The sequence below is a fragment of the Streptomyces sp. NPDC054783 genome (genome assembly GCF_053611725.1).
Window position 1 is genome coordinate 267,873 of record NZ_JBSHAY010000004.1, and the last position, 21,877, is coordinate 289,749.

Consider the following 21,877-nt stretch of genomic DNA (forward strand, 5'->3'; position numbering starts at 1 on the left):
GGCCTTGCGCCGCACCGCCGAGCGAATTTCCGCAGACTGTCTGCCGTGAACCGCACCGACCGTCTCTACGCCCTCGTCGAGGAACTGCGCGCCGCCGCTCCCCGGCCCCGCAGCGCCCGTGCGCTCGCCCGGCGCTTCGAGGTCAGTGTCCGCACCATCGAACGGGACCTGGCCGCGCTGCAACAGTCCGGGGTGCCCATCCACGCCGAGCCGGGCCGCAGCGGCGGCCATGTGCTCGACAAGGAGCGGACGCTGCCGCCGCTGGCCATCACCCCGGCCGAGGCGACCGCCCTCGCCGTCGGGCTGCACACCCTGGCCGGGACGCCGTTCGCGGCGGACGCGCGCAGTGCCCTGCACAAGGTGCTCGCCGTGATGCCGGAACGGGAGCGCAGGGCGGCGGCCGAGCTGACCGAGCGGGTACGGCTGCTCGTCCCGGCCGCCCGCCCGGCGCGGCCCGCAGGGCCCGTGGTGCCCGCCGCGCTGCGGGAGGCGCTGACGGCGGGCCGGGTGCTGCGGCTGGAGTACGCCGACGCCGCCGGCCGGGTCACCGCACGGGATGTGGAACCGCTCGGCTTCCTCGGCGGCACCGAGCACTGGTACCTGGCCGGCTGGTGCCGGCTGCGCGACGCACCGCGAGGCTTCCGGCTGGACCGGGTCCGCGCGGCCACGGCCCTGGACGAGCGGGCTCCGCGCCGTGCCGTCGACCTCGCCGCCCTCGACACGCTCGGCTCCGACGTCGTGCCGCTCGACGCGGCGACGGTGATGTGACGGCAATCACCGACAGGGGGTTGTCGCGGACGGGGCGCAGGCTGATGCCCATGACACCGACACCGACATCGACATCGACATCCCTGACGAGCGGCACCGATCTCACCTCCGCCACCGGCATCGCCCTCTTCGACCGCTGGACCGCGCTGTGGAACGGCGACTTCAGCGACCCGGAGGCGTTCCTCGCGCCCGGCTTCCGCATCCGCTTCGGCAACGATCCCGAGCGGGGCGCGACCACGGACGTGGTGCGCGGCCCGGCCGGGATCCTCGGGCTGGTCGCCGCCTTCCGCGAGGAGAAGCCCGGACTGCGCTTCACCGTCGACGGCACGCCGGTGGCGGACGGCGAGTCGGGCCGGGTCGCCTGCTGCTGGTACGTGACCCTGCCGGACGGCGCCCAGAAGAGCGGGATCGATCTGCTGGAGGTGACGGACGGGCGTATCGCGACGGTCTGGTCCGTGACCGGACTGCGCCGCTTCGCGGACTGATCACCGTTTGTGGCTCCCCTTCCGGGTCACCCGGAAGGGGAGCCGGCCAGTGGGGCCGGTCCGAGCGGAAGGCAACCATGTCCACAGGCATGATCGTGTTGACCGTGATCGTGGCGGTCGTGATCATCGCCGCGGCCGCGTCACCGGTTCTGCGCGGCCGCGGACGGTACGGCGGTTCCGGCCTGAGGCAGCGCTTCGGACCCGAGTACGAGCGGACCGTCGCCCTGCACGACGGGGACACCGAGGCAGCCGAACGGGAGCTGGCCGAGCGCGTCGAACGCCACGGCGGCCTGCGGGAACGGCCACTGGACCTGGCCGGGCGGGAGCAGTACGCGGCCCGCTGGACGGCCGTGCAGGAACACTTCGTCGAATCACCGCGGCAGGCGGTGGCCGAGGCCGACCAGCTCCTCGCCGACGTCGCGGCCGCGCGGGGCTACCCGGACGGCGGGCGCTACGAGGAGCAGTTCGCCGCGCTGTCCGTGCACCACGCCGACCACGTCGACGGCTACCGGCAGGTGCACCGGGTGGCCCGTGCGGGCGCGCGCGACGGGCTGACCGAGGCCGGCTCCGGGACCGAGGAGATGCGTACGGCGCTCGTCGGTGCCCGCGCCCTCTTCGACGACCTGACCCACCCCTCCGGGGAGGCCGGCAGCCGCTCCGCTACCCCGTGGGCCTTCAACAGGAGCCGTCCGAAGGAGGGTTGAGTGCCGTGTCGGACAGGAAGAGCCGCCCCCGCGAGGACGAGGACCGGACCCCGGAGGACATGCCCCTGGGCCACCGCACACCGAGAGACACCCTGCCGGAGGAACGGCTCCCCGGCGAACCGCCGCCGACGGGTGCCCCATCGCGCCTTCCCGGCTCGGTCGGCCCGGGCAGAAACGGTCTGACAGCCGACGACCTCACCCCGGAGGACGTACCGGACCAGGGCCGTGTGCCGGGTGAAGGTCGTATGCCGGGTGAGAGGGGAACGCCAGGTGGGAGGACCGGTGAGGGTGGTGTGGCGTACGAGAGTCCGATGCCGGATGACGGGCTGGGGGTTCCGTCCCCCGGGGACGTGACCGCGCGTGAGGCGCACACCACCGATTCCACCGCGCCGGACGCCTGGCCGACGGCACCCGGCGGCACGGCACCCGGCGGTGTCGGTGAGACGGCGCCCGCTCCCTCCGGCACCGGTGCCCCCCTGCTGCCCCACGACGAGACCGACCGCTGGGAGCTGCGGATGCGGCAGCTGGCGGCCGGCTTCGTGGACGAGCCCCGGGGCGCGGTGGAGCAGGCCGATCACGTGCTGGAGGAGATCGCGGGGCGGTTCGAGGAGGCGGTGGAGAGGCGCAGGCGTACGCTGCGGCGGTCCTGGGAGGCCTCCGAGGACCGCGGACCCGGCTCGGACCTCGACACCGAGCAGCTCAGGCTGGCTCTGCGTGACTACCAGGAGCTGGCCGGGCGCCTGCTACACCTCTGACGGCCCCTTGGCGGCAGCCCTGCGCTGCCGCCACTCCCGTACGACCTCCTCGACGTCGTACGGCTTCTTGCCCAGCGGGGGACCGGGCGGCGGCTTGAACATCATGTCCTTGATCTTGACGTTGACGTCCTCGATGATCTTCCGCGCGATCCGCTCCGACGGCGCCGCGTAGGCCGCCGCGAGCGCATCCTCGGCCTCCTTGCGCAGGGCGAGGGCGGGCGGCAGGACGGACAGGCCCTCGCGCACCATCTTCCGCTTGACCCACCACAGTTCGTCGTAGGTGGAGTCCAGTTCGGTGGGCAACGGCTCACCCGTGCCCGGCAGCCGCTCGAACTCACCCCGTCCCTGCGCGTCGCGGATCTGCTTGTCGACCCAGGACTCGAACGGCACACCCGGTGGCTTTCGCTCGGTCATGAACCCATTGTGCCGGACGCGGCCCGGCCGGGCGTTTTATCATGCGGCGGCGGTATGCAGATCCGGCCGCCGAACCACGAAGGTCGTACAGGGGGAAACGCTCGTGCTCGAACTCACCATGGCCACCGTCTCCGGAGCCGAAGCGGGCGCCACGGCCGGCATGACGATGGCCGAGGCGCCGAGCGAGCCGGGCGCCGTGCTCCGGGTCGGCCGCGACGCGTCCGTGTGCCGACTGGTCACCCCGGAGGACTGGCTGTTCGTCTCCCGGGTGCACCTGGAATTCCTGTGCACCCCGGACGGCGGCTGGCAGTTGAGCTGGCTGCGCGGTTCGCAGGCCGAGCCGTCGTCCGAAGTGCGGCTGCTGGTCGGGGAGTACGCGCAGCCCCTCGGCTACGGCGCGACCGTACCGCTGCCGCATGGCGGGTCCGGCGAGATCGTCGTCCAGGACCGCACCGCGCCGCGCAGCGTCAACGTCGGCTTCTACCACGAGGTCTGAACTCGGCTCTGAGTTCCGGGGCCTGAGCCCTGGACCGGGCGACGCAGGGCCGCTCAGTCCAGTACCCGGGCCAGCGCGAACCCGTCGTAGCCCTTGCTGCCGACCGTCTGGATCGCGGTGCCGGTCAGCCTCGGATGGGTGGCAATCAGCTCGATCGCGGCGCGCGTGCCCACGACGTCGGGCTCGGTGCTGCGCTCGTCGACGACCCGGCCGCCGCGCACCACGTTGTCCAGGACGATCAGGCTCCCGGTGCGGGTGAGCCGCAGCGCCCACTCGACGTAGTGCGCGTTGTTGGCCTTGTCGGCGTCGATGAACACCAGGTCGAACGGGGCCGGGTTCTCGTCGGCGAGCTTGGGCAGCGACTCCAGGGCCGGTCCCACCCGCACCTCCGCGATCCGGTCCAGGCCGGCCCGGGCGAGGTTCCGGGTGGCCACCTCCGCGTGCCTGGCGTTGTACTCCAGCGACACCAGCCTGCCGTCCTCGGGCAGGGCCCGGGCCAGCCAGATCGTGCTGTATCCGCCGAGTGTGCCGATCTCCAGGATGTGCCGCGCGCCCTGCACCTGGGCGAGCAGCTGGAGGAACTTGCCCTGTGCCGCCGTGACGGCGATGTGCGGCAGACCGGCCGCGTCGTTCTCCCGCACGGCCGCCTGCAGCGCCTCGTCATCGGGGGTGAGCCGGCTGGTGAAGTAGTCATCGACGTCGTCCCAGAGCTGGGAGTCGCTCATGCTCCTGCTGCCTTTCCCGAGTGCCTGCCGTTCCCGCTGACATCGTCTCAGCCGACGGGCGCCGACGGCGTGATCATCGACGGATTGACCGGCCGCCGGGAGCGCCGTACGGCGACCAGGACGCCGGCGGCCGCGACCGGCAGGAGCACGCCGGCCACCGTGAGCAGCCAGGCCGGGACCCCGGCGACCTCGCGCAGCCGGTCGTCGTAGACCACCTGCTGGACCGGGGTGTCGGCGGCGGCCCGGCGCAGCTCGTGGTCGCCGGAGATGCGGGCGGGCTCGGGAAACCGCTGGGTGAGCGCGGTCAGGTACGGCGTGCCGGCGGCCAGCTCGCCGAGGGCGCCGCCGTGTGCGCGGACTCGGCCCGCGAAGACCACGCCGGGTGTGAGGCCGCCGATCGTGGTGCGGGTCTCCATGCGGTGGGCGGCCAGGACGTACAGGCCGAGGGACTGCGGGGTGCGGGCCAGGCGGGAGAGCCGCATCGGGTACACCGGGTGGTCGGCGGAGAAGGTGAGGTGGATGGGGTCCAGCGCGCCGTGCAGCGCGGTGTCCGGGGTGTCCGGGGCGAGGCGGACGGCCACGTACTCCCAGTGCCGGTCGACGTACGGCTGCAGGGCCGTCCGCAGGCGGGCGGGCAGGGAGAAGCCGTGGGTGTGCAGCCAGTCGCCGAGGGCGGCCGGGTCGGTGGCGGTCAGCCGGGCCACGTCGAAGGGGCCGAGCCGCTGGCGGCCGACCACGCCCACGCCGCCGGCGGCGGGTGGCGCGGCGGCGTCGGCGGAGTTGTCGTGGGTGTGGAAGGGCCAGTCGCCGTTTCTCGGCCAGAAGTGGTACCGGGTGCGGTGGACGGGCTGGATGGCCCCGGCCAGCTGGTCGAAGAGGGCGGGGTCGCCGAGGCGTACGGTCGCCCGGTGCGGGACGGGCATGATCCAGGCGGCGTGCCGCGCGTCGCCGTTCACCGTCAGCCGCATCACGATCTGCTCCTGGCGGCCGTCCCAGCGCAGCACGGACTGCTCCTCGGCGACGGCGATCCGGCTCGCCGGATCCGGCACCATCGCCCCACACCCACAGGCGTAGGCCGGGGCGATGAGCCAGCTCAGCTGAATGCTCAGGAGGGCGAGGACCAGGGTGACCATGCGGGCGCGGGCGTTTTCCACAGGCCTACAGACGGTGCCGCTCTGTCAGCGGTTCCGGCGTCCTCGGGGGCCGGGGGCCGGGTCGCCCGCCCGCGCCGGCGGGGTGCCTCCCGAAGGGGGCGCGGGGAACTGCGCGACCGGCTGCAAAGGAACCGCACCCGGCAACGCGCCTGCACCCCTACGGCGCTTGGCGACCCTCCACTGCCGGAGCGGAACCCGGCAACGGCCGCCCCGCCGACTCCGACATCCGCCACACCGCGAACCCGCCCACGACGGCCGCCGCCATCATGTAGTACGCGGGCATCATCATGTTCCCGGTCGCCCCGATCAGCGCCGTGACCACCAGCGGAGTCGTCCCGCCGAACAGCGACACCGACACGTTGAACCCGATGGACAGGGACCCGTACCGCACCCGCGTGGGGAACAGAGCGGGCAGCGCGGCCGGCATGGCCGCCGTGAAGCAGACCAGCAGCAGACCCAGCGCGCCCATCCCCAGCGCCACGGCGAGCAGGCTGCCCTGGCGGATCAGCAGCAGGGCCGGGATGGAGAGGAACAGGAAGCCCGCGCAGCCCGCCGTGATCACCGGGCGGCGGCCGACCCGGTCGGTCAGCGCGCCCGCGAACGGCTGGACGATCATCATCAGGGCCATCACGCCCAGCACGACCAGCAGCCCGTGCGTCTCGTCGTACTTCAGCTCACTGGTGAGGTAGCTCGGCATGTACGACAGCAGCATGTAGTCGGTGACGTTGAAGACCAGCACCAGGCCCATGCACAGCAGCAGCGCCTTCCACTGGCCCGCGACCATCTCGCGCAGCGGCACCTTCGGCCGGGCGGCCTCCGCCTTCTCCACCTCGGCCGCGAACGCCGGGGTCTCCTCGAGACGCATCCGCAGGTACAGGCCGATCATGCCCATCGGACCGGCGATGAGGAACGGGATCCGCCAGCCCCACGACACCAGGTCGTGCGAGGACAGCAGCGCGGTCATCAGGGTGACCAGGCCCGCGCCGCCGATGTAGCCCGCCAGCGTGCCGAACTCCAGCCAGCTGCCGAAGAAGCCGCGCTTCTTGTCGGGGGCGTACTCGGCGATGAAGGTCGACGCGCCGGCGTACTCACCGCCGGTCGAGAAGCCCTGCACCAGCCGGGCGGCCAGCAGGAGCAGCGGCGCGCCCACGCCGATCGAGGCGTACGACGGGATCAGGCCGATCGCGAACGTGCCCGCCGCCATCATGATCATCGTGAGGGCGAGCACCTTCTGACGGCCTACACGGTCGCCCAGCGGACCGAAGACCATGCCACCGAGCGGCCGGACCAGGAAGGCCGCCGCGAAGGCGCCGAAGGTCGACAGCAGCTGCGCGGTCGGGTTGCCGGACGGGAAGAAGACCTTGCCCAGGGTGACCGCGATGTAGCTGTAGACACCGAAGTCGAACCACTCCATCGCGTTGCCGAGCGCGGCCGCCTTCACGGCGCGCTTGACGAGCACGGGGTCGGTGACGGTGACGTCACGGGCCGTGGTGGCCCGCCGGGTCTTCACGAGGGACGGGGAGACGGCTGTGGCGGTCGCCAAAACGGGCTCGCCTACCTTTCGACGGGGACAGGGACGCGGTCCGCACGGCGGCACTGCCGGAATTCGGGCCGAAAAGTGACCATAGGCGGACTTGGGCGCCTTACGTCACGTATGCGGTCAACTGCATACTGCAGCCAAACGTCGCATACGCAGGTACGTCTGCCCAGTCGTGACCAGCCGTCGCGGCCCCGTGCTGTGATCCTTGTCGCGCCCCATACGCGCAACCGCCTATGCCCCCGACTATCGTCTTCCGGACAAAAGGAGAACGGACGTCAGGTGAAGCGTTGGTTTCCCGCGTCCTTCTCCGGGGGGCTGAGCCCCTCATAGGGTGCTCAGAGGAATCCGGCGTGACCGGCGCCGGGACCGGACGGGGCGGGAGGCCGGCGAGGCGTGGCGAACGTGGAGCACAGCGGGCGAGCGGCGGACACCTTCGGCAGGGCCCCGGCCGAGGCGGGGCTGCGCGCGGCCCGGCTCGCCCTGTGGGCGGTCGCCGCGATCCTCGCGATACGACAGCTGACCGTCGTCCTCACCACGCCGAGCGGCGAGCGGCTGACCGACCTGGAGACCTGGGTCGGCCCCCACGGCGTGCTGCACGTGAACGGCTCGATCTACGACTCGACCCGGTTCACCGGCACGCCCTTCGGCGGTCTGGTCCTCAAGCCCCTCACGCGCTCCGCTCAAGCCGCGCTCGGCTGGGGCTGGACCTTCGGCACCCTGTTGCTGGTCGTCGCCCTCGGCCTGGTGGCGGCCCGCGCGCTGCCCAAGCCGGTCGGCCGCCGCACCTCCCTGCTGGCCGCGCCGGTCGCGATCAGCCTGCTCATGCTGTCGCTGCCGGTCCGCAACGCCCTGTGGCTCGGCCAGACCAGCATCATCCCGGTCCTGCTCGTCCTGCTCGGCTGCTTCACCGTACGCGGCGAACGCGGGAGCGGGCTGTGCATAGGCCTGGCCGCCGCTCTGCAGCCGACCATGCTGCTCTTCGCCCCGCTGCTGTGGTTCACCGGCCGCCGCCGGGCCACCGCCGCCACGGCCGGCACCTTCGCCGCCTGCACCGCGCTCGCCTGGGCGGCGCTGCCGCACGACTCGTACACGTACTGGGTGCACCACATGGCCGGGGTGGGCCTCGGCGGCAAGGCGCACGCCCTCGGCAACCAGTCCCTGCACGGAGCCCTGCTCCGCCTGGGCGTGATCGGCCCGCTGGAGATCGGCCTCTTCCTGGTGCTGAGCGCCGCCGTCGCCGCGCTCGCCCTGCGCCGCGCCGTCCGCTACGCGCACGACGGCCAGCTGCTGCTCGCCGTGGCCGTCACCGGCTGCGCCGTCGTCGCGGTGTCTCCCACCGCCTGGCAGTACCAGGTGCTGTGGGTGCTGCTCGCGATGGTCGGCCGGGTCGGCAGCCGGGCCTCCGACCGGTACGTCTGGCCGGTCGCCATGATCCTGGTGACCACCCTGCCGGCGAAGATGATGCTGCCGAACATGGCGGTGATGTACCCGCTGCGCGACAACCTCGTCCTGCTCGCGGCGCTGGCCGCCGCCACGGCGGTGCCCTTCCTGTCGCGGACGTCCCCCCACTACCAGCGGCCGATCCCGGCGGAGTACGCGCCGCCGGTCCCGGCCCGCTTCCGCCGCATCACCCTGCTCCCCATCCTCCGCCGCGTCCTCACCCGCCCCAACCTGCTCCTGGAGCTGCTGCTCATCCGGGTCGTGTACGCCGCCTACCAGCAGGTCCGCCTGGCCGCGACCGGCGGCACCGTCTCCGGCGGCCGGGCCCGGGCCGAGCACCACGGCCACATCGTCCTCGACATCGAACGGTTCCTGCACATCGACGTCGAGCACTGGGCCAACCACGCCGTCGTGAAGATCGGCTGGCTGCGGGACTTCTTCGACTTCTACTACGAGTCCTTCCACTTCGTGGTGCCCCTGACGGTCCTCGCCGTCCTCTACTGGCGCCGACCCGTCGACTACCGCTGGGCCCGCGCCTCCCTCGGCTTCGCCACCTTCCTCGCCCTCATCGGCTTCTGGCTCTTCCCGCTGGCCCCGCCGCGCCTGATGCCGGGCCTCGGCATGATCGACACCGTCCACGGCGTCCAGGACTTCTCCAAACCGGACTACGGCACCCTGACCGCGCTCACCAACCAGTACGCGGCGATGCCGTCGCTGCACTTCGGCTGGGCCCTGTGGTGCGGCGTGGTCATCGCGGTCATCGCCCCGAGGTGGTGGATGAAGGCCCTCGGCCTCCTCCACCCCCTCTTCACCGTCTCGGCCATCGTCGCCACCGGCAACCACTGGGTGCTGGACGCGGTGGGTGGCGCGGCGGTGGTGAGCGCCGGCTTCGGCCTGTCGTACGTGTTCCAGGGCCCGCGAGCCCGGCTCGTCACGACGGCGGCGGCACGCCAGGAGTCCGCCGCCCCGCTCCCCGTGCCGGAAGGGACGCGATGACGAAGCTCGTCTCGTTGCCCTCGGACGGGTCGGGAGAGGACCTCGCCTGGTTCGCGACGTCCGCCCTTTTCGACGACGTGGCCGCCTTCATCCTCCGACACGTGACGGACGAACAGGCACGGCGCGATGTCACCGCGGGTGCCGCGTCGGGCCATGTGTTCGTCGGGGACCTTCCCGAGCCCGACCGGACGAGCGTCCTGATCGCCCTGCGCGCGACACCTGGTTAGCGACACCTGGTCAGCCGATCCCGCACTCGAACCAGACCGTCTTCCCCCTCTCCCCGGCCGGGGAGACCCCCCACTTGTCGACCACGGCGTCCACCAGGGCGAGGCCGCGTCCGCTTTCCGACTCGTGGGCCAAGTCGTCTCCGGCCGAGGGGAGTTGCGCGAAGCCGTCGGTCACCTCGGCCCGTACGCCGACCGTCTGCCGGGCGAGCAGTACGGTGCAGCGGCGGTCCGGCACGTGCCGTACGACGTTGGTGACCAGCTCGCTCATACCCAGCTCCACGGCGAACGTCAGCTCCGTCAGCCCCCATTCCCGAAGCAGCGAACGGACGATACGGCGGATGTGGCGGACCGAGTGCTCTCCGACGGTGAGGTTCATGCGGTACTGGGTGGTGTGGGGAATGTTGAGGTTCACAGGACGAGGCTGACCTCGGATCACTACGGTGAGCCACAGGTTGAACACAACGGGTCCGGGAGGGGACTTGCCGTGGTGAACATCAACACCCTCGACCCGAGCGCCTCACCGCTCGACTACTACGGCTTCGAGTTGCGTCGGTACCGGGAGGCGGCGGGACTCACGCAGCGGCAGCTGGGGGAGATCATCAACTTCACGGGGTCGTTGGTGGGCCAGGTGGAGACGGCCCGGAAGCTGCCGACGCTGGACTTCAGTCAGCGGGCGGACGCGGCGCTGTGCACGGGCGGGTTACTGACACGGCTCCATCCGCTGGTGATGCGAAGTCAACTTCCGGCGTGGTTTCAGCAGGTGGCTGAGCTGGAGGTGCGGGCGACCCAGATGTGCACCTTCCACACGCACCTGATCCACGGTCTCTTGCAGACGCCGGCATACGCGCGCGCTGTTCTCGGCGTGCTTGACGAGGCCAAGCTCGATGACCGTGCCGCCGCGCGGCTGGCGCGCCAACGCATCTTCGAGAAGGCCGACTCTCCGCATTTCTGGGCGGTCGTCACCGAAGCCGCGCTCTGGCAGGAAACGGGTGGCCGAGAGGTCATGCGGGACCAGTTGGCTCACCTGTTGTCGTACGAGGGGCACCGCCTCATCAACATCCAGGTGCTGCCTTTTTCGGCCGGGGCTCACGCGGGCTCGCAAGGCTCGTTCGACTTGTTCCACTTCGCGGGCGACCCCTCCATCGTGTACACCGAGGGCTATAGCAGCGGGCATCCAACCGCGAACCCGGACACCGTCAGGGACTGCTCGCTCCGTTACGATCATCTACAGGCCGCCGCACTCTCCATCAGGGACTCGGCGGATCTGATCCGACGGGTGATGGAGGACCGATATGGAGAGCAAGTGGCGTAAGTCCAGCTACAGCGGAGACCAGGGCGGCTCGTGCGTCGAGGTCGCCGAACTGGCGGAAGCCACTGTCGCCATCCGCGACTCGAAGACCCCGGCGGGACCGATCCTCACCCTCGACCCCGCCGCCTTCACCACCTTCGTGAACTGGGCCTCTACAACCGCTGAATGATCGTCCCGGTAGCCAGCCCACCGCCCGCGCACATGGTGATCAGCGCGAACTCCTTGTCCGCGCGCTCCAGTTCGTGCAGGGCGGTGGTGATCAGGCGGGCGCCTGTCGCCCCCACCGGGTGACCCAGTGCGATCGCACCGCCGTTGACGTTGACCTTGTCCAGGTCCTGTTCGAAGACCTGGGCCCAGCTCAACACCACGGAGGCGAAGGCCTCGTTGATCTCGACCAGGTCGATGTCCTTCAGGGACATCCCTGCCTTGCCGAGCACCGCGCGCGTCGCGTCGATCGGGCCGTCCAGGTGGAAGTGCGGGTTGGCGCCCACCAGCGCCTGAGCGACGATCCTCGCCCTCGGCTTCAGCTTCAGCGCCCGAGCCATCCGCTTGGACGCCCACATGATGGCCGCCGCCCCGTCCGAGATCTGCGACGAGTTGCCCGCCGTGTGGACGGCGCTCGGCATCACCGGCTTCAGGCCGGCCAGCGCCTCCATGGACGTGTCGCGCAGCCCCTCGTCCTTGTCGACCAGGCGCCACATGCCCTGACCGGCGTACTGCTCCTCCTCGGTGGTCGGCACCTGGACCGCGAAGGTTTCGCGCTTGAAGCGTTCCTCCGCCCAGGCCAGCGCCGCCCGCTCCTGGGACGACACCCCCAGCGCGTCGACGTTCTCCCGCGTCAGGCCCCGGTGCCGGGCGATGCGTTCGGCCGCCTCGAACTGGTTCGGCAGGTCCACGTTCCACTCGTCCGGGAACGGCTTGCCGGGGCCGTGCTTGGAACCCGATCCCAGCGGGACCCGGCTCATCGCCTCGACGCCGCAGCTGATCCCGACGTCGATCACGCCCCCGGCGATCATGTTGGCCACCATGTGCGAGGCCTGCTGGGAGGAGCCGCACTGGCAGTCGACCGTCGTCGCCGCCGTCTCGTAGGGCAGCCCCATGGTCAGCCAGGCCGTGCGCGCGGGGTTCATGGACTGTTCGCCGGCGTGGGTGACCGTGCCGCCGACGATCTGCTCGACCGCGTCGGCGGGGATGCCGGTGCGGCCGAGCAGTTCACGGTAGGTCTCGCCCAGGAGATAGGCGGGGTGCAGGTTGGCGAGCGCGCCGCCGCGCTTGCCGATCGGGGTGCGTACGGCTTCGACGATCACGGGTTCGGCGGCCATGGGTGCGGGTCCTCTCCGAGAGGGCTCTCCTCCAGAACTAGTACGCGTTCTAGTTCTGCTCAGCAGTCTGCTGACGTGATGTCCATCACCGCAAGGGTCTTGCAGGTGCCGGAGTCGCGATCTGCACGAATTCCGCACGGATTGGGGCTGCCGTACCTCTTGCGACTTGTAGAACCCGTTACTACCTTCACGGCACCCGCTGATGGGCCGTCAGAACGGACTGAGACCGGACGACGGGAGTCGCCGATGCACTGCCCCGCGCTGCCCGACGGGTTCGACTTCACCGACCCCGACCTGCTGCACCACCGTGTGCCCCTCCCGGAGTTCGCCGAGCTGCGCCGCACCGAGCCGGTCCGCTGGATCCCGCAGCCGCACGGCCTCGCGGGCTTCGCCGACGACGGCTACTGGGCCGTGACCCGGCACGCGGACGTCCGGTACGTCTCCACGCACCCGGAGCTCTTCTCCTCCACCGTCAACACCGCGATCATCCGCTTCAACGAGCACATCGAGCGCGACGCGATCGACGCACAGCGGCTGATCCTGCTCAACATGGATCCTCCGGAACATACGCGGGTGCGGCAGATCGTGCAGCGCGGCTTCACGCCACGTTCCATCCGCGCCCTGGAGGAGCGGCTCCGGACGCGTGCGGAGGCGATCGTCGCGAGTGCCCGCGCGCGCTCCGGGCCCTTCGACTTCGTCACCGAGGTCGCCTGCGAACTGCCCCTGCAGGCCATCGCCGAGCTGATCGGCGTACCCCAGGAGGACCGGTCCAAGATCTTCGACTGGTCCAACAGGATGATCGCCTACGACGATCCCGAGTACGCCATCACCGAGGAGGTCGGCGCCCAGTCGGCCGCCGAGATCATCGCCTACGCCATGAACATGGCCGTCGAGCGGAAGCAGTGCCCCGCCCACGACATCGTCACGACGCTCGTCGCGGCGGAGGACGAGGGCAACCTGAACTCCGACGAGTTCGGCTTCTTCGTGCTGATGCTGGCGGTGGCCGGGAACGAGACCACCCGCAACGCCATCACCCACGGGATGCACGCCTTCCTCACCCATCCCGAGCAGTGGGAACTGTTCAAGCGGGAGCGGCCGGGCACGACGGCCGAGGAGATCGTGCGCTGGGCGACCCCGGTCAACGCCTTCCAGCGGACGGCCACCCAGGACACCGAGCTGGGCGGCGCCCGGATCGGGAAGGGCGACCGGGTCGGGCTGTTCTACGCCTCCGCCAACCACGATCCGGAGGTCTTCACCGACCCCGACGCCTTCGACATCACCCGTGACCCCAACCCCCACCTCGGCTTCGGCGGGGGCGGGCCGCACTACTGCCTCGGCAAGTCCCTGGCGATCCTGGAGATCGACCTGATCTTCAACGCGATCGCCGACGCGATGCCCGGCCTGCGGTCCGCCGACGAGCCCCGGCGGCTGCGCTCGGCCTGGATCAACGGCGTCAAGGAACTCCAGGTCACCACCGGCTGAACCCCATGGGTCGGCCCACCCCGAGGGAGGCAGGAGCACCCCTACCCCAACGCCCCGTTCCTGCCTCCCCCGAGGTCAGCTGCGTCACTCTCTCGTCATGCGACCACTTCGGCATGTCTGCGGCGGCAGGGCCGGAGACATGCGCGAGCACCCCCGCCCGTCGAAGGGCGAGGGTGCGCGCGTGTGCTGGGGGCGGCTACCGGGTGGCTCAGTACCAGCCGTTGGCCTGCCAGAAGGTCCAGGCCTTCACCGGGTTGCCGTAGCGGGAGTTCATGTAGTCCAGGCCCCACTTGATCTGGGTGGCCGGGTTGGTCTTCCAGTCGGAACCGGCGGAGGACATCTTGGAGCCCGGCAGGGCCTGGACCAGGCCGTAGGCGCCGGAGGAGCTGTTGGTGGCGCTCGGGTTCCAGCCGCTCTCGTGCGAGACGATCTTGCTGAAGGCGTTGAACTGCGCGGCGTCCGGGATCATCTTGTGCGCGATCGCCTGAGCGGAGGAGGCCGAGGCGGGGGCGGCCTGTGCGGGCGCCGCGCTCAGAGCCATGCCGGCGGTGGCGGCGGCCACGGCGGCGACGGTGAGGGCCTTCTTCGGGGAAGCGATGCGGCGGATGAAGGAGACGGACACGGAGTACCTCTTGCGTCGGGGACAGGGGATCGCCCGCATGGGACGGACCACGCGATGTGGCCTCATGCGTCGGCGCCGCGACCCCGGGGGGCGTAGCGCCTGGCGACGTCGTCCAGAGAAGCAGCCCGGAAAGCCGTCCGCAATGACCCCTTTTACTAGTTGTGGCCGGATGGGCGGGAAAGGTCGGCTCTGTGACGTGGGTCGCAAAGCGCAGGTCAGCGGGGATACCCGAAGGGGCATATCGGACATTTGGCACTACGGCCCCGAATCGTAGGTGACGTGCGTCATGTGGGGTGCTTCACCGTCTTGCTCACGACCTGGATACGACGCCTCACCCAGCGGCACCGTCCGCTGTGCCGCCCGTCACGCGGCGGGGCCGTCGAATGTGACCGCGGTCTCGAAAGCGGCCCGCCGCGTGGCCCGGCGCAGCGCGCGCAGCACGGCCGGGCCGAGGACGAGGGTCAGCACCACCGTGCACAGGGCCCGGCCCAGGTCCCAGCCGAGCGAGGTGGCCAGGCAGTAGGCCACGAAACGGGCCAGGTTGGCGGGGACGGAGGCATGGGTGTCGAAGGAGAGGTTCGAGGCGGCACCGCCCATGAACGGCCAGCCGGCCAGATTCATGACCGTGCCGTAGGCGAAGGCGGCGAGGAAGCCGTAGACCGCGAGGAGCAGCAGTTCGGCCCGGCCGCGCAGTCGGACCGGGCCCGGCAGCAGCCCGGCGCCCATCGTGAACCAGCCCATCGACAGCATCTGGAACGGCAGCCACGGTCCGACCCCGCCCGTGAGCAGGGCGGACGCGAACATCGTCACCGAGCCCAGCGTGAAGCCGAAGCCGGGTCCCAGCACCCGCCCGCTGAGCACCATCAGGAAGAACATCGGCTCGATCCCCGCCGTACCCGCGCCGATCGGCCGCAGCGCGGCCCCCGTCGCGGCCAGCACGCCCAGCATGGCCACGGCCTTCGGCCCGAGGTCCGACTCCGAGATCGTCGCCCCCACGACCGCGACCAGGAGGACGAGCAGGCCCGCGAAGAGCCAGGGCGCGTCCTGGGCGTGGGCGCTCAGCTGCGAGGTGGGCGGAGCGAGGAAGGGCCAGCCGAAGGCGACCACGCCGACCGCGCCGACCAGGGCCAGCGCGGCGAGCGAGCGGGGGCCGAGACGGACGGCGTGCAGCCGCGCGGTGCCCGGGGGCCTCATGCCAGGGCCTCGCGTACTTCGGCGACGGTGAGCCACTGCTGCGGGGCGAGGATCTTCGTCACCTGCGGGGCGAAGGACGGTGAGGAGACGACGATCTGCGCCGTCGGCCCGTCGGCAATGACCTCCCCCTCGGCCAGCAGCACCACCCGGTGCGCGAGCTCGGCCGCCAGCTCCACGTCATGCGTGGCCAGCACGATCGCGTGCCCCTCGGCGGCCAGGCCGCGCAGTACGGTCACCAGGCGGGCCTTGGCCGCGTAGTCCAGGCCGCGGGTCGGCTCGTCGAGCAGGAGGAGGGGCGGGCGGGCGGTCAGTACGACGGCCAGGGCGAGCGCCAGGCACTGCCCCTCGGACAGATCACGGGGGTGGGTGTCGTCCGTGATGCCCGGCAACAGCTCCGACACCAGCGCCCGGCAGGTCCCCGGCTCGGCTGCCGCGTCCCGGTCGGCCGCCGCGCACTCGTCGGCGACCGTGTCGGCGTAGAGGAGGTCCCGCGGTTCCTGGGGGACCAGGCCGACGCGGCGTACGAGGTCGGGGGGTGCGGTGCGGTGGGGTTCGACCCCGCCGACCCGCACGTTTCCGGCACCGGGCGCCACCAGTCCGACGAGCGAGCCGAGGAGGGTGGACTTGCCGGCGCCGTTGCGGCCCATCAGAGCGATGGTTTCGCCGGGGGCGACGGTGAGGTCCACGCGCCGCAGGGCGTCGACGCGGGCCCGGCGCACGGAGAGGGAGCGGACCTCGGCGATGTGCGGTTGCGGGGTCTCCGGGGTGGGGCCGGCGGAGGACCGGCGCCGGAACCGGAGGCGGCGCCCGGCGCCGGTGCCGGCCGGGGGCTGGACCGCTTGCCGGCTCGACTGCGCCCGCGCGAGGGGACCCCCACCGCCCGCCCGTGCCGCCCCAGCGACACGACTGTCCGCAGCCGCGGCCAGGCGTTCCCTCAGCTCGGCGGCGTGACGGCGGGCGTCTCGGACGGTCAGGGGGAGGGGGGACCAGCCCGCCAGGCGGCCCAGGCCGACCACCGGGGGGTATACCGGGGACACCGCCATCACCTCGGGCAGGGAGCCGACGACCGGGGCCTCGCCGCGACCGGGCAGGAGGACGGCTCGGTCGGCGTAGTGGATCACGCGTTCCAGGCGGTGCTCGGCCATCAGGATCGTCGTGCCGAGGTCGTGCACCAGGCGCTGGAGCACCGCCAGGACCTCCTCCGCCGCGGCCGGGTCCAGGGCCGAGGTCGGCTCGTCCAGGACCAGCACCCGCGGGTGCGGGGTGAGGACCGAGCCGATCGCGACCCGCTGCCGCTGGCCGCCGGAGAGGGCGGCGATCGGGCGGTCGCGCAGTCCGGCCAGCCCCAGCAGGTCGAGGGTCTCCTCGACCCGGCGCCGCATGACCTCCGGGGCGAGGCCCAACGACTCCATGCCGTAGGCGAGTTCCTCCTCCACGGTGTCGGTCACGAAGTGGGCGACCGGATCCTGGCCCACTGTGCCGACCACGTCGGCGAGTTCACGCGGCCTGTGGGTACGGGTGTCCCGGCCCGCCACCGTGACGCGGCCGCGCAGGGTGCCGCCGGTGAAGTGCGGCACGAGACCGCTCACCGCGCCGAGCACGGTCGACTTGCCGACCCCGGACGGGCCGACGAGCAGCACCAGTTCGCCCTCCGGCACCTCGAAGTCGACGCCCTGCACAGCGGGTTCGGCCGCACCGTCGTACATCACGCTGACATCCTCGAAGCGGATCACGACGGCTCCTTGGGGTCCTTGGGTATGACGAAGGCGGGCAGAAGGGCGAGGAGGACCGCCGCGGCGGGCCACAGGGGGAGGGCGGGGGCGACGAGGGGCACGACGCCCGGGTGCAGCGCCTCCGGGTCGCGGGCGGAGGCCAGGCTGAGCAGCGCGGCGACCGCGGCGCCCGAGCCGGTGACCAGCCAGGCCCGTACGTCCCACGGGTCCGGGCGGTACCGGGTGCGCGGCGAACGCCGGCCGCCGAGCCGCAGTCCCGCGAGGGCCGCGCCGACACCGGCGAGCAGCAGCGGGACGCCGTACGTGCCGCCCTCCGCGGTGAGCAGCCCGTACGTTCCCGCGCACACGCCGAGCAGTCCGCCGAGGGTGAGCGCGGCCGTCGTACGGCGGATCCGGGCGGGAACCTCGACGGTACGGCCGTAGCCGCGGGCCTCCATCGCGGCGGCGAGCGCGACCGAGCGCTCCAACGCGCCCTCCAGCACCGGCAGTCCGACCTGGAGCAGGCCGCGCAGCCCCCGGTCCGGGCGGCCCCGCAGACGGCGGGCGGCGCGCAGGCGCTGGACGTCGGCGATCAGGTGCGGGGCGAAGGTGACGGCGACGACCACGGCGACGCCGGTCTCGTACAGCGCGCCGGGGAGGGACTTGAGCAGGCGGGTGGGGCCGGCGAGCGCGTTCGCCGCGCCGACGCAGATCAGGAGGGCCGCCAGCTTCAGCCCGTCGTAGGCGGCGAAGACGAGCGCCTCCGCCGTGACCTTTCCGCCCAGACGGATGCCCTGCGCCCAGTGGGGGAGGGGGACCTCGGGGAGGGTGACGAGGGTGTGGGTGCCGGGGATGGGGGAGCCCAGCGCTACCGCGAAGACGACGCGGACGAGGAGCACGGCGAGGGCGAGTTTGGCGAAGGCCGTGTAGGCGTGCGCGGTGGGGGCGCCCGAGGTGCTGCGGTGCGTCGCGACGACGTAGGCGGAGGCGGATATGAGCAGGGCGAGGAGGAGGGGGTTGGTGGTGCGGGTGGCGGCGGTACCGAGGCAGAGCGCCCAGAGCCACCACGCACCGGGGTGAACGGTGGCGCGGGCCTTGCCGGTGTGCGGCTGCGCCGCGATGGGGGTCCCCCCGGGTTCGAGCGAAGCCGAGAACGTGGGGGAGCGATCGGCCCCCACCGGCCCGCAGTCAGACGGAGTCATCGCGTCGCCGTCGGGACTGCCACACCGCCGCGCCCGCCAGGAGGGCGACGACACCCGCGCCGATCGGCAGACCCAGCGCAGGCCCGTTGCCCGGACTGCCGCTCTTCTCCGGGGACTTCCCGCCCGTGGCCGCCGCCGAAACCTGTTCCCCGCACCCCTTCTTCGGATACCCCGCGATCGCGCACAGCAGGGCGTTGGTGTCGTAGCGCAGGGGCGGGGCGACGGCCGCCAGGGCGTCGGCGGTCGTCGCGTCGGGCGACACACGGGCGCACGCCGTACGGCGGGCAGGCGGTGTCTCGCCGGACGGCGCGTCCGCGGGGGTGCCGAAGTCGAGGACGAGAGCCACCCGCTTCGTACCGGACCCGGCGGGGGTACCCGAACAGATCGTGCCGAAGTCCGCCGCCCCGCGCGGCCGGCTCGCGTCCGCCGAGTCCGCGCTCACCGCGAAGCGGAAGCCCTCCACGGCACCGTCGTCGGGACGGGCGGTCGACGGGCCCTGCGTGGCATACGTCCAGTGCCCGCCCGACCGCTCCCAGAAGGACCAGTAGCGGTAACCGGTGGCGTGCGCCTGCCCCGCCCCGGCCAGCAGGACCAGCGCGGCGCACAGCAGGCTCGCGGCGCGGCGGACGGTCCTCACGGCTGCCGCTTCTTCCGGCCGCTGAGCAGGAAGCCGACGCCGATGCCCGCGACGAGGCAGACGCCGACGAACCACCAGACGCCGAGGCTCGACCCGCTGTCGGACTTCTCGGCCTTCTTCGTCTCGTGCGCGGCGGAGTCCATGACCGGTGCCGGGCCGAGCTCGTTGAGGGACCGCACCAGGCTGGTGCCGCCGAAGTCACCGGGCTGGGCGCCGACCGCGTGCGCGGCGAGGATCAGCTGGGCGTACGCCGCCGGACCGCTCTGCGCCGCCCAGTTCCCGGCGTTCTTCTCCAGCCAGTCGTATGCCGTCTTCGCCTGCTCGGTCCGGCCGTCCGCGGCGAGCGCGACCACCGTGTCCGCGGTGTTGCCGAAGTCCGGCTGGTCCTTGGCGCCGGGCAGCGCCGACTGCAGGTGCCCGCTTTTGCCGACGGCCGCGGCCAGATAGGCGCCGGCGTTGTCGGCGACCCGGGCCGGGGTGGGACGGCCGGCCTTGGCGCACGTGTTCTGCGCGGGCGCCTGGCCGGCCTGGGCCACGAACCCCTTGCCGAGGGCGCCGAGCACCCCGGCCGCCGTGGCGTCCGCGTTGGCGGCCAGTCCGCCCTTCTTGTCCGGCTGGTAGGCGAGGGCGCCGCCGCCGTCCTGGTCGCAGGGGAGGGACATGGCGGCGAGGAGATCGTAGGGGGACTTGCCCGCCTTGCCGACGCTCGCCGGATCCGTACCCACCGCCGCGAGGGCGCCGATGACGACGGAGGTGGAGTTGGTGTCGCTGGCCCCGCCGGGCGAGTAGCCCCAGCCGCCGTCCTTGTTCTGCACGGACTTCAGCCAGGTCACGGCCTTGCCGACGGCGTCGTCGTGCCCGCCGGCCGCCTTCAGGGCCTGGACGGCGGCGGCCGTGCTGTTGGTGTCCGCCATGACCTTGCCGTCGCAGGCCTTGGCGGGGGCGGCGCGGAACGCGGCGAAGGCGCCGCTCGCGCACTGCTGGCCGGCGAGCCAGTCCACGGCCTTCGCCGCCGGCCGGTAGCCGAGGGTCCGCTGGGCGATGAGCGTCAGCGACTGGCGCCACACGCCGTCGTAGGTCGGGTCGGACTTTCCGTACAGCCCGGACGGGATCGCGACCTTGGGAGAGGGGGACGGGGACTGCCCGGCGGCCGTGGCGGGCGCGGCGGCGGCCAGCACGCCTATGGCGGCGAGAGCCGCGGCACTGCGGCGGACGTTCATGGTCGGCGACTGCCTCTCCTGCGGGGAGCCGGGCAGCGCACGGGAGACACCCCGGGCGGCTCGGCTCCGTAAACCTCGACGGTGCCGTGCGCGGCGGACCGCCGGCGCACGCGAGCCGGTCAACATCCCGCCGGGGCGTTCCGGCTCACCGTCTGGCGACGGGTCACGGTTGCGGGTCAGCGCCGGAATTGCACCGGCTTCCCCCCGTACGGGTGTGATGACGACGCCGCCACTTTACCGGCCGTCCTGAGGGGGCTGAGGAGTGGCTGTGCACACGGTGGTGTGGTGACTAGGGTCACGGTCGTGACGGAAACGGGGAGACTGCTGGGCGCGGGCCGCTCGGCCGATGTGTACGAGATCGACGATGCCTGGGTGCTGCGCCGCGACCGGGACGGCTGGGGGGACGCGGCCGCCGAGGGGGCCGTGATGGCGTACGTCCGGCAGCACGGCTATCCGGCACCCCGGGTACGGCCCACCGGCTCACGCACCGACCTGGTGCTGGAACGACTGTCCGGCCCGACCCTGCTGACCGCCCTCACCGAGGGGCGGGCCGACGTGGCGGAGGCGGGCACCCTGCTCGCGTCCCTGCTGCGGCAACTGCACGCCGTACCGGGCCGGGACCCGGCCGACCCGCGAGCCCGCGTGCTCCACCTCGACCTGCACCCCGACAACGTGATGCTCACCCCGGACGGTCCCCGCGTGATCGACTGGTCCAGCACCGAGGACGGTCGCCCCGGCCTGGACTGGGGCATGTCGGCGGTGATCCTCGCCCAGGTCGCCGTGGACGGCACCCCGCTCGCCGGTCCGGCCCACGACATGCTCGCGGCCCTGCTGGCCGACCCGTCGGACCTCACGGAGGAGGGGCTGACGGAGGCGCGCAGGCGCAGGGCGGCCAATCCGACGATGACGGCCCGCGAGGTCGAACTCCTCGCGGACGCCGAGCCGTTGATACGCAGGGTGGCGCGATGGCGCCCCGTCCCCTAGCCGACCCTCGGGGTGTCGCCGCCGAAGGGCAGGTGCAGGGTGCGGGAGGCGATCAGCCACTTGCCGTCGACCCGGCGGAAGGTGTCCTCGTAGTGACCCACCTGGACGGGCGGCCCGGCGGGAATGGGGTCGCCTCCCCCGTATCCGTCGACGCGGTACGTCGTGAAGTACGAGGTGGCGCTCGCCGAGTCCGGGCCGGTGATCGTGACCAGCACATTGGACATCAGACGGCGGGAGAGCCGGTCGGCGGGGCGGGAGCCGAAGTACGCGCGCAGCGCCTCCCGGCCCTCGATCCGGCGCCCGTCCCCCGGCGGAGGCCACTCCCAGACGCCGTCCTCGGTGAACAGGTCGGCCACGTCGGCCGGTTCACCCAGGTCGAGGCGGCGGACGAAGTGCAGGATGACGTGTTCGCAGGCGTGCTGGGCGAGAAGTGCGTCGACGAGATTCATGAGCCTGTGTAACAGGGCCGCCGGGCACAAGGCGACTCAT

At 72.3% G+C, this 21,877-nt stretch carries 24 protein-coding genes and 1 riboswitch; of the genes, 11 read left to right on the plus strand and 13 right to left on the minus strand.

Translation table 11 applies throughout. The features are described 5' to 3' along the window. Positions 1–45: 45 nt before the first annotated feature. The 4 genes from ACWGJ5_RS10785 (at position 46) to ACWGJ5_RS10800 (ending at position 2,712) form a co-directional block, all read left to right on the plus strand. Entirely contained in the window at positions 46–768 is a 723-nt protein-coding gene (locus ACWGJ5_RS10785) for a helix-turn-helix transcriptional regulator (RefSeq protein WP_453309386.1), read from the plus strand. Between the two features lie 50 nt (positions 769–818). Next, the gene (locus ACWGJ5_RS10790; protein WP_453309387.1) at positions 819–1,253 is read left to right on the plus strand and encodes a nuclear transport factor 2 family protein; all 435 of its coding nucleotides are present in this window, start codon (positions 819–821) and stop codon (positions 1,251–1,253) included. 77 nt (positions 1,254–1,330) lie between these two features. After that, complete coding sequence (locus ACWGJ5_RS10795; protein ID WP_453309388.1) at positions 1,331–1,957, plus strand: hypothetical protein; 627 nt, start codon at positions 1,331–1,333, stop codon at positions 1,955–1,957. 5 nt (positions 1,958–1,962) lie between these two features. Then, complete coding sequence (locus ACWGJ5_RS10800) at positions 1,963–2,712, plus strand: hypothetical protein (RefSeq protein ID WP_453309389.1); 750 nt, start codon at positions 1,963–1,965, stop codon at positions 2,710–2,712. Here ACWGJ5_RS10800 and ACWGJ5_RS10805 read toward each other — a convergent pair. Next, positions 2,701–3,126, minus strand: coding sequence for a DnaJ family domain-containing protein (locus ACWGJ5_RS10805; RefSeq protein ID WP_453309390.1), 426 nt, complete (start codon positions 3,124–3,126; stop codon positions 2,701–2,703). The genes ACWGJ5_RS10800 and ACWGJ5_RS10805 overlap by 12 nt on opposite strands. 103 nt (positions 3,127–3,229) lie before the next feature. On the opposite strand from ACWGJ5_RS10805, the gene ACWGJ5_RS10810 reads away from it, so the two are divergent. After that, positions 3,230–3,622, plus strand: coding sequence for a hypothetical protein (locus ACWGJ5_RS10810; protein WP_228620073.1), 393 nt, complete (start codon positions 3,230–3,232; stop codon positions 3,620–3,622). Positions 3,623–3,675: 53 nt separating this feature from the next. On the opposite strand, the gene ACWGJ5_RS10815 is transcribed toward ACWGJ5_RS10810, so the two are convergent. The 3 genes from ACWGJ5_RS10815 to proP form a co-directional block, all read right to left on the minus strand. Continuing rightward, on the minus strand, positions 3,676–4,347 hold the full coding sequence (locus ACWGJ5_RS10815; protein ID WP_453309391.1) for an O-methyltransferase: 672 nt from the start codon (positions 4,345–4,347) through the stop codon (positions 3,676–3,678). Between the two features lie 47 nt (positions 4,348–4,394). Further along, complete coding sequence (locus ACWGJ5_RS10820) at positions 4,395–5,501, minus strand: DUF2330 domain-containing protein (protein WP_453309392.1); 1,107 nt, start codon at positions 5,499–5,501, stop codon at positions 4,395–4,397. Positions 5,502–5,658: 157 nt separating this feature from the next. Beyond that, entirely contained in the window at positions 5,659–7,044 is a 1,386-nt protein-coding gene (gene proP, locus ACWGJ5_RS10825) for a glycine betaine/L-proline transporter ProP (protein ID WP_453309393.1), read from the minus strand. A 390-nt stretch (positions 7,045–7,434) separates the two neighbouring features. On the opposite strand from proP, the gene ACWGJ5_RS10830 reads away from it, so the two are divergent. Together ACWGJ5_RS10830 and ACWGJ5_RS10835 are read left to right on the plus strand one after the other, a co-directional pair. Beyond that, positions 7,435–9,477, plus strand: a complete 2,043-nt coding sequence (locus ACWGJ5_RS10830; protein ID WP_453309394.1) for a bifunctional glycosyltransferase 87/phosphatase PAP2 family protein — start codon at positions 7,435–7,437, stop codon at positions 9,475–9,477. After that, positions 9,474–9,704, plus strand: a complete 231-nt coding sequence (locus ACWGJ5_RS10835; protein WP_453309395.1) for a hypothetical protein — start codon at positions 9,474–9,476, stop codon at positions 9,702–9,704. Before ACWGJ5_RS10830 ends, ACWGJ5_RS10835 begins: the two co-directional genes overlap by 4 nt. Before the next feature lie 10 nt (positions 9,705–9,714). On the opposite strand, the gene ACWGJ5_RS10840 is transcribed toward ACWGJ5_RS10835, so the two are convergent. After that, the gene (locus ACWGJ5_RS10840; RefSeq protein WP_453309553.1) at positions 9,715–10,080 is read right to left on the minus strand and encodes an ATP-binding protein; all 366 of its coding nucleotides are present in this window, start codon (positions 10,078–10,080) and stop codon (positions 9,715–9,717) included. A gap of 108 nt (positions 10,081–10,188) precedes the next feature. Between ACWGJ5_RS10840 and ACWGJ5_RS10845 the strand changes: the two genes are divergently transcribed. Together ACWGJ5_RS10845 and ACWGJ5_RS10850 are read left to right on the plus strand one after the other, a co-directional pair. After that, complete coding sequence (locus tag ACWGJ5_RS10845; RefSeq protein WP_453309396.1) at positions 10,189–11,016, plus strand: helix-turn-helix domain-containing protein; 828 nt, start codon at positions 10,189–10,191, stop codon at positions 11,014–11,016. Next, positions 10,997–11,182, plus strand: a complete 186-nt coding sequence (locus tag ACWGJ5_RS10850) for a DUF397 domain-containing protein (RefSeq protein ID WP_453309397.1) — start codon at positions 10,997–10,999, stop codon at positions 11,180–11,182. Before ACWGJ5_RS10845 ends, ACWGJ5_RS10850 begins: the two co-directional genes overlap by 20 nt. On the opposite strand, the gene ACWGJ5_RS10855 is transcribed toward ACWGJ5_RS10850, so the two are convergent. Beyond that, a complete protein-coding gene (locus ACWGJ5_RS10855) occupies positions 11,166–12,335 on the minus strand; it encodes a steroid 3-ketoacyl-CoA thiolase (protein ID WP_453309398.1) in 1,170 nt (389 codons plus the stop codon). The genes ACWGJ5_RS10850 and ACWGJ5_RS10855 overlap by 17 nt on opposite strands. Positions 12,336–12,581: 246 nt before the next feature. Between ACWGJ5_RS10855 and ACWGJ5_RS10860 the strand changes: the two genes are divergently transcribed. Continuing rightward, positions 12,582–13,817 carry a cytochrome P450 gene (locus ACWGJ5_RS10860; RefSeq protein WP_453309399.1) on the plus strand — a complete coding sequence of 412 codons (1,236 nt, stop codon included), beginning with the start codon at positions 12,582–12,584 and terminating at the stop codon, positions 13,815–13,817. Positions 13,818–14,025: 208 nt separating this feature from the next. On the opposite strand, the gene ACWGJ5_RS10865 is transcribed toward ACWGJ5_RS10860, so the two are convergent. The 6 genes from ACWGJ5_RS10865 to ACWGJ5_RS10890 all read right to left on the minus strand — a co-directional run bounded on the left by ACWGJ5_RS10865 (position 14,026) and on the right by ACWGJ5_RS10890 (position 20,404). Next, positions 14,026–14,439, minus strand: a complete 414-nt coding sequence (locus ACWGJ5_RS10865) for an aggregation-promoting factor C-terminal-like domain-containing protein (protein WP_453309400.1) — start codon at positions 14,437–14,439, stop codon at positions 14,026–14,028. Between the two features lie 363 nt (positions 14,440–14,802). Next, on the minus strand, positions 14,803–15,633 hold the full coding sequence (locus tag ACWGJ5_RS10870; RefSeq protein ID WP_453309401.1) for an ECF transporter S component: 831 nt from the start codon (positions 15,631–15,633) through the stop codon (positions 14,803–14,805). Further along, entirely contained in the window at positions 15,630–17,366 is a 1,737-nt protein-coding gene (locus ACWGJ5_RS10875; protein ID WP_453309402.1) for an ABC transporter ATP-binding protein, read from the minus strand. The genes ACWGJ5_RS10870 and ACWGJ5_RS10875 overlap by 4 nt, the downstream gene beginning before the upstream one ends. Then, the gene (locus ACWGJ5_RS10880) at positions 17,363–18,547 is read right to left on the minus strand and encodes a CbiQ family ECF transporter T component (RefSeq protein WP_453309403.1); all 1,185 of its coding nucleotides are present in this window, start codon (positions 18,545–18,547) and stop codon (positions 17,363–17,365) included. The genes ACWGJ5_RS10875 and ACWGJ5_RS10880 overlap by 4 nt, the downstream gene beginning before the upstream one ends. Further along, on the minus strand, positions 18,534–19,184 hold the full coding sequence (locus ACWGJ5_RS10885; RefSeq protein WP_453309404.1) for an SCO2322 family protein: 651 nt from the start codon (positions 19,182–19,184) through the stop codon (positions 18,534–18,536). The genes ACWGJ5_RS10880 and ACWGJ5_RS10885 overlap by 14 nt, the downstream gene beginning before the upstream one ends. Continuing rightward, a complete protein-coding gene (locus ACWGJ5_RS10890; RefSeq protein WP_453309405.1) occupies positions 19,181–20,404 on the minus strand; it encodes a prenyltransferase/squalene oxidase repeat-containing protein in 1,224 nt (407 codons plus the stop codon). The genes ACWGJ5_RS10885 and ACWGJ5_RS10890 overlap by 4 nt, the downstream gene beginning before the upstream one ends. Before the next feature lie 133 nt (positions 20,405–20,537). Beyond that, positions 20,538–20,608, minus strand: a riboswitch (cobalamin riboswitch). A gap of 99 nt (positions 20,609–20,707) precedes the next feature. On the opposite strand from ACWGJ5_RS10890, the gene ACWGJ5_RS10895 reads away from it, so the two are divergent. Next, complete coding sequence (locus ACWGJ5_RS10895) at positions 20,708–21,388, plus strand: phosphotransferase (RefSeq protein WP_453309406.1); 681 nt, start codon at positions 20,708–20,710, stop codon at positions 21,386–21,388. On the opposite strand, the gene ACWGJ5_RS10900 is transcribed toward ACWGJ5_RS10895, so the two are convergent. Continuing rightward, the gene (locus ACWGJ5_RS10900; RefSeq protein WP_453309407.1) at positions 21,385–21,837 is read right to left on the minus strand and encodes a nuclear transport factor 2 family protein; all 453 of its coding nucleotides are present in this window, start codon (positions 21,835–21,837) and stop codon (positions 21,385–21,387) included. The two genes, ACWGJ5_RS10895 and ACWGJ5_RS10900, sit on opposite strands and share 4 nt — an antisense overlap. Positions 21,838–21,877: the final 40 nt, after the last annotated feature.

Coding starts and splice junctions, on each gene's coding strand:
- ACWGJ5_RS10790 (WP_453309387.1), top strand. CDS start 819: ATGACACCGACACCGACATCGACATCGACATCCCTGACGAGCGGCACC.
- ACWGJ5_RS10795 (WP_453309388.1), top strand. CDS start 1,331: ATGTCCACAGGCATGATCGTGTTGACCGTGATCGTGGCGGTCGTGATC.
- ACWGJ5_RS10805 (WP_453309390.1), bottom strand. CDS start 3,126: ATGACCGAGCGAAAGCCACCGGGTGTGCCGTTCGAGTCCTGGGTCGAC.
- ACWGJ5_RS10815 (WP_453309391.1), bottom strand. CDS start 4,347: ATGAGCGACTCCCAGCTCTGGGACGACGTCGATGACTACTTCACCAGC.
- ACWGJ5_RS10835 (WP_453309395.1), top strand. CDS start 9,474: ATGACGAAGCTCGTCTCGTTGCCCTCGGACGGGTCGGGAGAGGACCTC.
- ACWGJ5_RS10840 (WP_453309553.1), bottom strand. CDS start 10,080: ATGAACCTCACCGTCGGAGAGCACTCGGTCCGCCACATCCGCCGTATC.
- ACWGJ5_RS10850 (WP_453309397.1), top strand. CDS start 10,997: ATGGAGAGCAAGTGGCGTAAGTCCAGCTACAGCGGAGACCAGGGCGGC.
- ACWGJ5_RS10855 (WP_453309398.1), bottom strand. CDS start 12,335: ATGGCCGCCGAACCCGTGATCGTCGAAGCCGTACGCACCCCGATCGGC.
- ACWGJ5_RS10860 (WP_453309399.1), top strand. CDS start 12,582: ATGCACTGCCCCGCGCTGCCCGACGGGTTCGACTTCACCGACCCCGAC.
- ACWGJ5_RS10870 (WP_453309401.1), bottom strand. CDS start 15,633: ATGAGGCCCCCGGGCACCGCGCGGCTGCACGCCGTCCGTCTCGGCCCC.
- ACWGJ5_RS10880 (WP_453309403.1), bottom strand. CDS start 18,547: ATGACTCCGTCTGACTGCGGGCCGGTGGGGGCCGATCGCTCCCCCACG.
- ACWGJ5_RS10890 (WP_453309405.1), bottom strand. CDS start 20,404: ATGAACGTCCGCCGCAGTGCCGCGGCTCTCGCCGCCATAGGCGTGCTG.
- ACWGJ5_RS10900 (WP_453309407.1), bottom strand. CDS start 21,837: ATGAATCTCGTCGACGCACTTCTCGCCCAGCACGCCTGCGAACACGTC.